The sequence below is a fragment of the Streptomyces sp. NBC_01485 genome (assembly GCF_036227125.1).
In the GTDB taxonomy this organism is placed as follows: Bacteria; Actinomycetota; Actinomycetes; order Streptomycetales; family Streptomycetaceae; genus Streptomyces.
Map to the genome: position 1 here is coordinate 8816459 of NZ_CP109435.1, position 12411 is coordinate 8828869.

Genomic DNA, 12411 nt, shown 5'->3' on the forward strand with positions numbered 1-12411 from the left:
GTTCAGCCCCAGCTCAGCCCCTCGTCAGCCACGAGGTCAGCGCCCACCACCAGTGCAGCCCGTCCAGCGGGCCGGAATCGCCGTCGGTGAGGGACGTGGAGGTGATCTGGCGGAGTCGGCCCAGCCGGTAGCGGACGGTGTTCGGGTGGGTGAAGAGGGCGGCGGCCGTCTGGTCCAGGCGGCGACCGTTGTCGAGGAACGCCAGTGCGGTGAGCGCGAGTTGGCGGTGGAAGTCGTTCGACGGATCGAGCTCGCCGAGCAGTCGGCCGCTCAACAGCGAACCCAGCAACGGCTGTTCGGACAGGGCGAGCCGGGCCGCGAAGTCCGTGACGTCGTACAGGCCGCGCAGCCCCTGCTCCCGGCCGAGGGCGACCGCGCGCACGCACAGCCGGTACAGCGCGGGCAGTTCGGGCAGGGCGGCGGCCGGGGCGATCACGACGAGGGCGTCCGGGGCGAGTTCGTCGGCGCCCGGCGGTCGCGGGCACACGCCGGCCAGGTGTCCGTCGGCCAGCGCCGTGACCACGTGCGCCGAGCGCAGCGCCCGATCGAGAAGTTCAAGAACAAGGGCGAGGACTTCGTCGTCGCCACCACGCTCACCGGCCTCGTCGCCGGCATGAACAAGCTGACCGGGGACAACCTCATCCAGCTCGCCGACCTCAAGCGGCAGATCGAGGCCCGCGACCGGGAGATCGACAACCCGTACAGCAAGGACGCGCAGGTCATGGGCATCCGCAACGCCCTGAGCTACACGGGTGACTCGCTCAGCCGGACGGCCGCCATCCACCGGATCCTCGACTCGAGCGCCGGGCCGCTGATCGCCGTACGCGTCAACGTCCTCACCCGCAAGACCCTCGGCGGCCTCCAGACCGACCTCTCCGGCCGGGTCCTGGACGCGGCCGGGAACCCCGTGCCCGGTCTGTACGCGGCCGGGGAGGTCGCCGGGTTCGGCGGCGGCGGGATCCACGGCTACCGCTCCCTGGAGGGCACCTTCCTCGGCGGCTGCCTGTTCTCCGGACGCCAGGCCGGCCGGGCGGCAGCGGCGGCCACCGCGACCTGAGAACCCTTCCGCCACACGGTCCAATCGAGCGAGACATGCGGTGAGTGGCCTGGCTCACATGGCCAACCGGGCCGCTCACCGACACCATGGGTCCCGTCACCGGCAGGCTGAAGGGGTCCCAGGATGTTCCGCAAGGTGCTGGTCGCCAACCGTGGTGAGATCGCGATCCGGGCGTTTCGCGCCGGCTATGAGCTGGGCGCGCGCACGGTCGCCGTCTTCCCGCACGAGGACCGCAACTCACTGCACCGGCTGAAGGCCGACGAGGCCTACGAGATCGGCGAGCCCGGGCACCCGGTGCGCGCCTACCTCTCCGTCGAGGAGATCGTCGGTGCCGCCCGCCGGGCGGGCGCCGACGCCGTCTACCCGGGCTACGGCTTCCTCTCCGAGAACCCCGAACTGGCCCGCGCCTGCGAGGAGGCCGGCATCACGTTCGTCGGCCCCGACGCCCGGACCCTCGAACTGACCGGCAACAAGGCGAGCGCGGTCGCCGCGGCCCGCGCGGCGGGCGTCCCCGTCCTCGGCTCGTCCGCGCCCTCCAACGACGTCGACGAACTCGTCCGGGCCGCCGAGGAGGTCGGCTTCCCGCTGTTCGTGAAGGCGGTCGCGGGCGGCGGCGGACGCGGCATGCGCCGCGTCGAGGACCCCGCCGTCCTGCGCGAGTCCATCGAGGCGGCCTCCCGCGAGGCGGCGTCCGCGTTCGGCGACGCCACCGTCTTCCTGGAGAAGGCCGTCGTCGACCCCCGCCACATCGAGGTGCAGATCCTCGCCGACGGCGCGGGCAACGTCATCCACCTCTTCGAGCGCGACTGCTCGGTCCAGCGCCGGCACCAGAAGGTCATCGAGCTGGCCCCCGCCCCCAACCTGGACCCGGAGCTGCGCGACCGGATGTGCGCCGACGCGGTCCGCTTCGCCCGGCAGATCGGCTACCGCAACGCGGGCACCGTCGAGTTCCTCCTCGACCCGGCCGGCAACCACGTCTTCATCGAGATGAACCCGCGCATCCAGGTCGAGCACACGGTGACCGAGGAGGTCACCGACGTCGACCTCGTCCAGGCCCAACTGCGCATCGCCGCCGGGGAGACCCTCGCCGACCTCGGCCTGTCGCAGGAGACGGTCACCCTGCACGGCGCGGCCCTCCAGTGCCGGATCACCACCGAGGACCCCGCCAACGGCTTCCGCCCCGACACCGGCCGCATCAGCGCCTACCGCTCCCCGGGCGGCTCCGGCATCCGCCTCGACGGCGGCACCACCCACGCGGGTACGGAGATCAGCGCGCACTTCGACTCCATGCTGGTCAAGCTCACCTGCCGGGGCCGGGACTTCCCGACCGCGATCGGCCGCGCCCGGCGCGCCGTGGCCGAGTTCCGCATCCGCGGCGTGGCCACCAACATCCCGTTCCTGCAGGCCGTCCTCGACGACGCCGACTTCCAGGCCGGACGCGTCACCACGTCGTTCATCGAGCGGCGCCCGCACCTGCTCACCGCCCGCTCCTCGGCCGACCGCGGCACCAAGCTGCTCACCTACCTCGCCGACGTCACGGTCAACAAGCCGCACGGCGAGCGCCCCGACCTGATCGACCCCACCGCCAAGCTGCCCCGGACGCCCGACACCGAGCCGCCCGCCGGCTCACGGCAGCGGCTGGTCCACCTCGGGCCCGAGGGCTTCGCCCGCTGGCTGCGCGAGTCGCCGACCATCGGCGTCACCGACACCACCTTCCGCGACGCCCATCAGTCCCTGCTCGCCACCCGCGTCCGCACCAAGGACCTCCTCGCCTCGGCCCCGCTCGTCGCCCGCACCCTGCCCGGGCTGCTCTCCCTGGAGTGCTGGGGCGGCGCCACCTACGACGTCGCCCTGCGCTTCCTCGCCGAGGACCCCTGGGAGCGGCTGGCCGCTCTGCGCGAGGCCGTCCCCAACATCTGCCTCCAGATGCTGCTGCGCGGCCGCAACACCGTCGGCTACACCCCGTACCCGACCGAGGTGACCGACGCCTTCGTGCAGGAGGCCGCCGCCACCGGCATCGACATCTTCCGCATCTTCGACGCCCTCAACGACGTCGGCCAGATGCGCCCCGCCATCGACGCCGTCCGCGAGACCGGTACGGCGATCGCCGAGGTCGCCCTCTGCTACACCTCCGACCTGTCGGACCCGAGCGAGCGCCTCTACACCCTCGACTACTACCTCCGCCTGGCCGAGCAGATCGTCGAGGCCGGCGCCCACGTCCTGGCCGTCAAGGACATGGCAGGCCTGCTGCGCGCCCCGGCCGCCGCCAAGCTGGTGTCGGCGCTGCGCCGCGAGTTCGACCTCCCCGTCCATCTGCACACCCACGACACCGCCGGCGGGCAGCTCGCCACCTACCTGGCCGCGATCCAGGCCGGCGCGGACGCCGTGGACGGCGCGGTGGCCTCCATGGCCGGTACGACGTCCCAGCCCTCGCTGTCGGCGATCGTCGCCGCCACCGACCACTCCGAGCGGCCCACCGGCCTCGACCTCCAGGCCGTCGGCGACCTGGAGCCGTACTGGGAGGGCGTCCGCAGGATCTACGCCCCCTTCGAGGCGGGCCTCGCCTCCCCGACCGGCCGCGTCTACCACCACGAGATCCCCGGCGGGCAGCTCTCCAACCTGCGCACCCAGGCCGTCGCGCTCGGCCTCGGCGACCGCTTCGAGGACATCGAGGCGATGTACGCCGCCGCCGACCGCATCCTCGGCCACCTGGTGAAGGTCACCCCGTCGTCCAAGGTCGTCGGCGACCTCGCCCTGCACCTGGTCGGCGCCGGAGTGGACCCGCGGGACTTCGAGGCGACGCCCGACCGGTACGACATTCCCGACTCCGTCATCGGCTTCCTGCGCGGCGAGCTCGGCACCCCGCCCGGCGGCTGGCCCGAGCCGTTCCGCAGCAAGGCGCTCCAGGGCCGCGCCGCCGCCAAGCCCGTACCGGAGCTGACCACCGAGGAGCGCGAGGGCCTGGAGAAGACCCGCCGCACCACCCTCAACCGGCTGCTCTTCCCCGGCCCGACCCGCGACTTCGAGACCCACCGCCAGGCCTACGGCGACACCAGCGTCCTCGACAGCAAGGACTTCTTCTACGGCCTGCGCCCGGGCAAGGAGTACGCCGTCGACCTCGAGCCGGGCGTCCGCCTCCTGATCGAACTGCAGGCCGTCGGCGAGGCCGACGAGCGCGGCATGCGCACCGTCATGTCGTCCCTGAACGGCCAACTGCGGCCCATCCAGGTCCGCGACCAGGCGGCCGCCTCCGACATCCCGGTGACCGAGAAGGCCGACCGCGCCAACCCCGGCCATGTCGCCGCGCCGTTCGCGGGCGTGGTGACGCTGGCGGTCGCCGAGGGCGACGAGGTGGCGGTCGGCGCGACGGTCGCCACCATCGAGGCGATGAAGATGGAGGCCACGATCACCGCCCCGAAGGCCGGCACGGTGTCGCGGCTGGCCATCAACCGGATCCAGCAGGTCGAGGGCGGTGACCTGCTGGTCGAGGTCCGCTGAGGTCACGGGCCGCGGGCGGTCACTCGCCCGCGGACACGTACCGGTCGCCCAGGCAGACCGGGCCGGTGGCCAGGTCTGCCCTCGAGGGCAGCAGGTCTGCCCCCGCGTCCGGTGACGTCGGCGAGGCGACGGGCTACCGTCCGCCCGTGAGCAACAGCACCTTCCCGGAACGGCTTGTGACGGACCGTCCGGAGTTCTCCGCGTGAACGACGAGCACGCCGTCGAGACCCGCCCCGCCGACGCACCGGCGCCCCCGCCCCGCCCGCAGCCCCCCGCGCCACGCCCCCGCCGACGCGGCCCGGGCCCCTTCACCCTGCTGGTGCTGCCGGGCCTGCTGACCGTGTCGGTGGTGGCCGGGTTCCTCGTCCTGACCGGCGGCTTCCCCTCGGGCTGGACGCCCGGCGACAGCCCCGAACAAGCCGCCGCGGGCGGCGTCGACGACACGTACGGCCCCTGGCTGCGCAAGGCCGCCGAAGCCTGCACGGTCGTCACCCCGTCCCTCCTCGCCGCCCAGATCGACCAGCTGACCGGCTGGCGCAACGACAGCGCCACGACGTCGGACGAACAGGGCATCGCCGCGTTCACCGGCGCCGAGTGGCGGTCCTGGGGCAAGGACGACGACGGCGACGGCAGCTCCTCGCCCCGCGATCAGGCCGACGCCATCATGGCGCTGGGCCGGCAGGACTGCTCCCTCGCCGGGAAGATCACGGACCTCAGGACCGAAGGGACCGTCTCCGGCGACCTCGTGGACCTCACCCTCGCCGCGTACGCGGTCGGCACGGACGCGGTGGCCGAGGCCGGGCGGGTGCCCGCCGGCGCGCAGACCTACCTCACCGAGGTGAAGGCCCTGTTCACGCGGTACGAGGAGTTCGACCGGGAGGACTTCAGCGGCGGCGGGCAGGCGAACGCGATCCTGGCACCGCCCGTCACCACCTTGACGATCACCTCCCCGTACGGATCACGCCGACACCCCCTGACCGGCGTCACCAAACTGCACACCGGCGTGGACTTCGGCGCCCCGCAGGGAGCCCAGGTCTCCGCGGCCCGCGACGGCCGGGTCGTGTTCGCGGCCATGACCAAGGCGTACGGCAACCGCGTCGTCGTCGACCACGGCGGCATCGACGGCAAGCGCCTGGAGACGACGTACAGCCATCTGTCGGCCATCGAGGTCACCGTCGGACAGACCGTGCGGACCGGAACCCCGCTCGGACGCGTCGGCTCCACCGGCCTGTCCACCGGCCCCCACCTGCACTTCGAGGTGATCTACGACGGCTCCTACACCGACCCGCAGCCCTGGCTGGCACTGAACGGCTGAACGGCTACACCTGAACGGCTTAGTGGCGCAGGAGGCAGGACATGCGGCCCAGGGTCCGGCGGAGCGGGACCGGACGCAACGCGATTGCATCGTGCCCGGGTCGCGCACGATGCAGCCATGAGCCCTGTATGCGCCCCCGCACGCCTGGGCAGAATCCGTTCTGCCATCGATCATGCGGGTGAGTGCGCGACACGGTGCTCCCCACGGAAATCCAGGGAAGGCAGGTCGGTTGTCGTGGAGTTGCGTCTTCCCTCCTCCATATCCGAGGCACAGCGGTGTCTGGCCGAGGGAGCGGTACCGGTCGGCGGCGCCACGCTGGTGTGGGCCGGCTGGCAGTGCGACGGCTTCCCCGAGCAGGCCGTGTCGCTGCGCGACCTGCCGGAGGCCAACACCGTCGGCGCCGAGGAACTCGGCGGGGCCGTGCTGCTGCACCGGGTCGACGCGACCGTGCCCGAGGTGCTGCACCGGGCGGCCTCCGGCGTCGGCACGGGCGCGGTGCGCCGGGCGGCCACGGTCGGCGGCAACATCGTCGGCAGCACCCTGCGCTGCCTGCTCCCGGCCGCCCTCGTCCTCGAGGCCAAGGCCGTCGTCCTGGATCCCGAGGGCGTGTTCGAGACCGACCTGACCGAGCTGCTGGCCAAGCGGCACGTGCTGCTCGCCCTGCGCTGGCGCACCCCCCTGGCCAGCGGCTATCGCAAGCTGGAGGGGGAGACGGGCGGTCCGCCGCCCCTCGTCGTCGCCGCCGCGGTGCACGCCGACGGCGACACCCCCGGCCACCTGCGCGTGGCGGTGCGCGACGGCTACGAGGTGCTCAGCGAGACCACGCCGTACGACGCCGACGCGGACACCGGCATCGAGCGGGTCCTCGATGCCCTGGCGGACACGGACCTGGGCGCCCTTCCCGCCACGGTCCGGGACGCGGTCCGCGCCGAGGTCACCGACGTGCTGGCCCGCGCCGCCGGCGCCTGAAGTCCGCCCGCGTCACTCGCCGGATCACGTCTCCCGCAAGGGCGTGTACACCTCCGCCGTCAGCCCGAACGTCCAGGCGACGCCCGCCCGTGCCGTGCGGCTCGTCGGCGGCCAGACCGGTGCGTCACGGCGTGCCCGTCTCGTCGCGGTGGACGGGACGGGCTGCGGATTCCGCCAGACAGCGGTCGTAGCCGTAGTACTCCGGCATGACCCGGCTCTGCCGACGCCCCCCGACGCCCTCGCCGACGACTGCGAACCGAGGCCCCGCCGAGGGGCGTTGTCAGTGGCTGTTGGTAGAACTGCGAACACATCACGGACCGCACACTTTTTCTCCCCAGGAGCAGCCGCATGAGCATCGGCCACCACCTCGACGCGTTGTACGGGCTGCCCGCGCAGACCTTCCCCGGCCCCGGCGACGCGCCCCGCCCGGTCGAACCGGACACGCTCGCCTGGCGGGTCGGCAGCGATGTCTACGACGCCGGTGAGGCCTGGACGGCGGCGTTCGCCCGCTTCTGCGACACCGTCGACACCACCCGCGTGAAGGCCCTGATCGTGGGCGCCTGGGAAGAGGCGTACGAGGAGAACTCCGCCGCCGTCATCGAGGCGCTGGTGGCCGCCCGGGACCGCTTCCCGGCCCTGCGGGCCCTGTTCCTGGGCGACATGGCGGGGGACGAGTGCGAGATCTCCTGGATCAACCAGACCGACGTCACCCCCCTCCTGGCCGCGTTCCCCGACCTGGAGGAGTTCGGTGTGCGCGGCGGATCCGGGCTGGGCTTCTCCGCCCTGACCCACGGCGCGCTGCGCAGCCTCGTCATCGAGACGGGCGGGCTGTCCGCGGAGGTCGTGCGCGGCGTCGGCGGCAGCGACCTGCCCGCGCTGGTCCACCTCGACCTGTGGCTCGGCACCCCCGAATACGGCGGCGACAGCGAGGTCGCCGACCTGGCGCCGATCCTGTCCGGCGCCCGGCTGCCGAGCCTGCGCCACCTGGCCCTGCGCAACAGCGAGATGCAGGACGCCGTGGTCGGCGCGGTCGCCTTCGCGCCCGTGGTGGCCCGGCTGGAGGTGCTGGACCTCTCCATGGGCGTCCTGACCGACGAGGGCGCCGCCGCCCTGCTCGGCGGCCAGCCGCTCACCCACCTCAAGAAGCTCGACCTGCACCACCACTACCTCAGCGAGCCCGTCAAGGAGCGCGTCCGCCAGACCCTGGAGGCCGCCGGCGTCGAGGTGGACCTCGACCGCGGCCACGTGGAGGGGGACGTGGAGGACGACGGCACGGTGTGGCGCTACGTCGCCGTGGGGGAGTGAGGGTGACACCCGGCGCCACGGGGCCGCGCTTCGCGGTGGTCGGCAACCCCGAGAACCGTCGGGTCGCCCTCTTCGAGGACGCGGTCCGCGCGGCCGGCCTGCCCGCCCCGCGCGTCGTCCCCTGGACGGACGTCCTGCGGGCCCAGGGGGCCGACTTCGCGGCCGACGAGATCGTCCGGATCGACTCGCCCGGCGAGAACCCCGAGGTCGACCGGCTGCTGCGCGGCGCCCAGGACCCCACCCGGGTCGAGGGCTCGGCCCGCTGGTACGCAGGCTTGCGCACCGCGGTGCGCGGACTGCGCGGCGGCGTCCGGCTCGACGACCCGGACGACCTGGCCGTGCTGTTCGACAAACGGCTCTGCCACGCAGTCCTCGACGCGGCGGGCGTCCCGGTGCCCGCCTCACCCACCTCGGGCCCGCAGGGCGTCCGGGTACGCGGGTGGGACGACGTACGGGCGCTGATGCGCGAGCACCGGCTGCCCCGGCTCTTCGTGAAACCGGCGCACGGATCGTCCGCGTCGGGCGTCCTCGCCGTCGAGTCGGGCGGCGGCGACCGCATCAGAGCCACCACCTCCGTCGAACTCACCGCCGACGGCGGCCTGTACAACTCCCTCAAGGTGCGCCGCTACGAACGCGAGCAGGACATCGCGGCCATCGTCGACGCGCTCGCCCCGGACGGACTGCACCTGGAACGCTGGCTGCCGAAGGCCTCCCAGGACGGCCGGGCCACCGACCTCAGGGTCGTCGTGGTGGCCGGCCGCGCCACCCACGCGGTGGTCCGCACCAGCCGGACGCCCCTGACCAACCTCCACCTCGGCGGCCGGCGCGGCGACCTGAACGCCGCCCGCGAGGCCGTCGAGGCGGCGGGGGCCCGCTGGGCCGACGTGCTGGGCGTGTGCGAGCAGGCGGCGGCCTGCTTCCCGCGCACCCTGTGCGTCGGCGTCGACCTGCTGCCGGCCGTCGGCTGGCGCAGAGCCGCCGTCGGCGAGGTCAACGCCTTCGGCGACCTGCTGCCCCGCCTCACCGGCCTGCCCGGCAGCGGGGCGGAGGGCCTCGACACGTACGCCACGCAGGTGGCCGCCGTCCTGCGCGACCTCGCCTCGCCCAGCACAGAAGCCCAGTACAGAAGCTCAGCACAGAGCAGGAACAGGAACAGGAACACCCCATGCCTGAGCCGGACATGACCGAGGTGGTCGGCAGCCACGACCTGCTCCTCGTCACCCTCGACACCCTGCGCCACGACGTCGCCGTCGAGCTGGCGGAAGCGGGCCGCATCCCGAACCTGGCCCGCCACCTCCCTGGCGGCCGATGGGAGGAGCGGCACGCCCCGGGCAGCTTCACCTACGCCGCCCACCAGGCGATCTTCGCCGGCTTCCTGCCCACCCCGGCGGCGCCCGGCCCGCATCCGCGCCTGTTCGCGGCGAGCTTCGCGGGCAGTGAGACCACCGCCGACGGGACCTACGTCTACGACACCCCGGACCTCGTCTCCGGTCTGGCCAAGGACGGCTACCACACCGTGTGCATCGGGGGAGTGGGCTTCTTCAACAAGCAGGGCCCGCTGGGGTCGGTGCTGCCCGGCCTCTTCCACGAGTCCCACTGGACACCGGAGTTCGGCGTCACCTCACCCCACTCCTTCGAGAACCAGATCGCCCGCGCCGAGCAGATCGTCCGCCGACTCCCGCACGATCAAAGGCTGTTCCTCTTCGTCAACGTGTCCGCACTGCACCAGCCGAACTGGTTCCACCTGCCCGGCGCGACCCGCGAGGCAGGCGACAGCCGCGCGACGCACGCCGCCGCGCTGGAGTACGTCGACCGGCACATCGGCCGACTGTTCGCCGCCGCGAGCAGCAGACGCCGCTGCTTCGCGATCGTCTGCTCCGACCACGGCACCGCCTACGGCGACGACGGCTACACCGGCCACCGCCTCGGCCACGAGTCCGTGTGGACCGTGCCGTACGCCCACTTCTTCCTGGACCCCGCCGAGGCCGCCGTATGACCACCGCCCAGCTCACCAGCCCCTACCAGCACTACGTCTACGCCTACCCGCACAAGACGGCCTACCGCCCACTCCCCGAACGCCCGTCCCTGAAGGCCCTCTGGGCGGCCGAACCCAAGGACGCCCTCTCCCTCTACCTGCACATACCGTTCTGCGAGGTCCGCTGCGGCTTCTGCAACCTCTTCACCCGCATCGGCGCTCCCGACGGCCTGACCGGCGCCTACCTGGACGCCCTGGACCGTCAGGCCACCGCCGTACGCGAAGCCCTCGGGGCCGGCGCGGACGAGGTCCGGTTCGCCACGGCCGCGTTCGGCGGCGGCACCCCCACCTTCCTCACCGCCGCCGAGCTGGAGCGGCTCTGCGACATAGCCGAGCACCGCATGGGCGCCGACCTGCGCGCCGTCCCGCTCTCCGTCGAGGCCTCTCCCGCCACCGCCACGGCCGACCGGCTCACCGTCCTCGCCGAGCGCGGCACCACCCGGCTCAGCCTGGGCATCCAGAGCTTCGTCGACGCCGAGGCGCGGGCCGCCGTACGCCCACAGCGCCGCGCGGACGTCGAGGCGGCCCTCGGCCGCATCCGCGACACCGCCATCCCGGTCCTGAACATCGACCTCATCTACGGCATCGACGGCCAGACCGAGCAGACCTGGCTCCACTCCCTGGACGCGGCCCTCGCCTGGCGCCCCGAGGAGCTCTACCTCTACCCCCTCTACGTCCGCCCCCTCACCGGCCTGGGCAGACGAGGCACCGACTCCGACCCGGCCTGGGACGAGCAGAGGCTGCGGCTGTACCGCGCGGGCCGCGACCACCTCCTCGCGCACGGCTACACCCAGCAGTCCATGCGCATGTTCCGCCGCACCGACGCCCCGCCCCAGGGCGCCGACGACTACGCCTGCCAGACCCACGGCATGATCGGCCTCGGCTGCGGCGCCCGCTCCTACACGGCCGCGCTGCACTACTCCTTCGACTACGCCGTCGGCATGCACCAGATCCGGGGCATCATCGACGACTACGTCACCAAGGACGACTTCGCCCACGCCGAGTTCGGCCACCCCATGGAAGACCACGACGAGCCGCGCCGCCGTCACCTCCTTCAGTCGCTCCTCCAGGCCGAGGGACTCCAAGTGGCCGACTACCGGGCCCGTTTCGGCGGTACGCCCGCCGACGACTTCGGCCCGGAGCTCGGACGCTTCGCCGACCGCGGCTGGTTGACCGACGCCGACCCGACGACCCTCCGGCTCACCCCCGAGGGCCTCGCCCACTCCGACGCCATCGGCCCCGAACTGTTCTCCCCGGCCGTCCGCGCCGCCATGGCCGACTACGAGCGGAAGTGAGGCGGCCGTCATGGACCTGACCCTTCTCTACCGCGGCCCGCTCGCTTCCTGCGACTACGACTGCCCCTACTGCCCGTTCGCCAAGCGCCGCGACTCCACCGACCGACTCCGCGCCGACCGCGCCGCGTTGGAGCGTTTCGCGGAGTGGGCGGCGGCCCAGGCCGACGACCGGCTGTCGCTCCTGTTCACCCCGTGGGGCGAGGGCCTGGTCCGCTCCTGGTACCGGCGCGCCCTCGCCGACCTCTCCCGCCTCCCGCACATCCGCCGGGTCGCCGTCCAGACCAACCTCAGCTGCCGCACCGACTGGCTCGCCGAGGCCGATCCCGACACCCTGGCCCTGTGGTGCACGTACCACCCGGGCCAGACGCCCTACGACCGCTTCCTCGCCAAGTGCCGTGACCTGACCGATCGCGGGATCCGCTTCAGCGTCGGGATCGTCGGCCTCGCCGAGCACCTGGAGGCGGCCCGCCGGCTCCGCGCCGACCTGCCCGACCACGTCTACGTGTGGGTCAACGCGGCCGAGGGGCACACGTACACCGATGCGGAGGCCGACGTGTGGACCGCCCTCGACCCGCTCTTCCCGTACAGCCGCCACCCGCACACCAGCGGCGGCCTGCCCTGCCGCACCGGCGAGTCCGTGATCTCGGTCGACGGCGAGGGCACGGTCCGCCGCTGTCACTTCGTCCGCGCGGAACTCGGCAACCTTTACGACGGCTCGTACCGGGCCGCCCTGCGCCCGCGCCCCTGCCCGCTCGCCGTCTGCGACTGCCACATCGGCTACGTCCACCTCGAGACGCTCCCGCTGTACGACGTCTTCGCGGGCGGCGTCCTCGAACGCATCCCGGCAACGGCCCCCGCCCACACCCCTGTGCCCGCCCTCGCACAGCACTCCGCCCGCATCACGACGATCGCGATGCGGGCGGAGACCAGCGAGTAG

Annotated in this window: 10 protein-coding genes and 1 pseudogene; 9 read left to right on the plus strand and 2 right to left on the minus strand. The window is 73.1% G+C overall.

Features of this window, described 5'->3' with window-relative positions:
• Positions 1–13 precede the first annotated feature (13 nt).
• The gene (locus OG352_RS38530) at positions 14–436 is read right to left on the minus strand and encodes a helix-turn-helix domain-containing protein (protein ID WP_329223354.1); all 423 of its coding nucleotides are present in this window, start codon (positions 434–436) and stop codon (positions 14–16) included.
• On the opposite strand from OG352_RS38530, the gene OG352_RS38535 reads away from it, so the two are divergent.
• The 4 genes from OG352_RS38535 to OG352_RS38550 all read left to right on the plus strand — a co-directional run bounded on the left by OG352_RS38535 (position 353) and on the right by OG352_RS38550 (position 6839).
• Positions 353–1057: an FAD-binding protein gene (locus OG352_RS38535; protein ID WP_329224149.1), complete on the plus strand. Its 705-nt coding sequence runs from the start codon at positions 353–355 to the stop codon at positions 1055–1057. The genes OG352_RS38530 and OG352_RS38535 overlap by 84 nt on opposite strands.
• Positions 1058–1180: 123 nt before the next feature.
• On the plus strand, positions 1181–4555 hold the full coding sequence (locus tag OG352_RS38540) for a pyruvate carboxylase (RefSeq protein ID WP_329223356.1): 3375 nt from the start codon (positions 1181–1183) through the stop codon (positions 4553–4555).
• Between the two features lie 202 nt (positions 4556–4757).
• Entirely contained in the window at positions 4758–5870 is a 1113-nt protein-coding gene (locus tag OG352_RS38545; protein WP_329223358.1) for a M23 family metallopeptidase, read from the plus strand.
• 234 nt (positions 5871–6104) lie between these two features.
• Positions 6105–6839, plus strand: coding sequence for an FAD binding domain-containing protein (locus OG352_RS38550; RefSeq protein ID WP_329223360.1), 735 nt, complete (start codon positions 6105–6107; stop codon positions 6837–6839).
• Positions 6840–6863: 24 nt separating this feature from the next.
• On the opposite strand, the pseudogene OG352_RS38555 reads toward OG352_RS38550, so the two are convergent.
• Positions 6864–7053 (minus strand): annotated as a pseudogene (locus OG352_RS38555) (DUF6745 domain-containing protein); the annotation flags it as partial.
• A gap of 134 nt (positions 7054–7187) precedes the next feature.
• Between OG352_RS38555 and OG352_RS38560 the strand changes: the two are divergent.
• Genes OG352_RS38560 through OG352_RS38580 form a run of 5 tightly spaced genes read left to right on the plus strand, consistent with a single transcriptional unit; the run spans position 7188 to position 12411 of the window.
• Positions 7188–8144: an STM4015 family protein gene (locus tag OG352_RS38560; RefSeq protein ID WP_329223362.1), complete on the plus strand. Its 957-nt coding sequence runs from the start codon at positions 7188–7190 to the stop codon at positions 8142–8144.
• A gap of 2 nt (positions 8145–8146) precedes the next feature.
• Positions 8147–9328 carry an STM4014 family protein gene (locus tag OG352_RS38565; RefSeq protein ID WP_443072459.1) on the plus strand — a complete coding sequence of 394 codons (1182 nt, stop codon included), beginning with the start codon at positions 8147–8149 and terminating at the stop codon, positions 9326–9328.
• Positions 9325–10140: an STM4013/SEN3800 family hydrolase gene (locus OG352_RS38570; protein WP_329224151.1), complete on the plus strand. Its 816-nt coding sequence runs from the start codon at positions 9325–9327 to the stop codon at positions 10138–10140. Before OG352_RS38565 ends, OG352_RS38570 begins: the two co-directional genes overlap by 4 nt.
• The gene (locus OG352_RS38575; RefSeq protein WP_329223366.1) at positions 10137–11474 is read left to right on the plus strand and encodes an STM4012 family radical SAM protein; all 1338 of its coding nucleotides are present in this window, start codon (positions 10137–10139) and stop codon (positions 11472–11474) included. Before OG352_RS38570 ends, OG352_RS38575 begins: the two co-directional genes overlap by 4 nt.
• 10 nt (positions 11475–11484) lie before the next feature.
• Complete coding sequence (locus tag OG352_RS38580) at positions 11485–12411, plus strand: STM4011 family radical SAM protein (RefSeq protein ID WP_329223368.1); 927 nt, start codon at positions 11485–11487, stop codon at positions 12409–12411.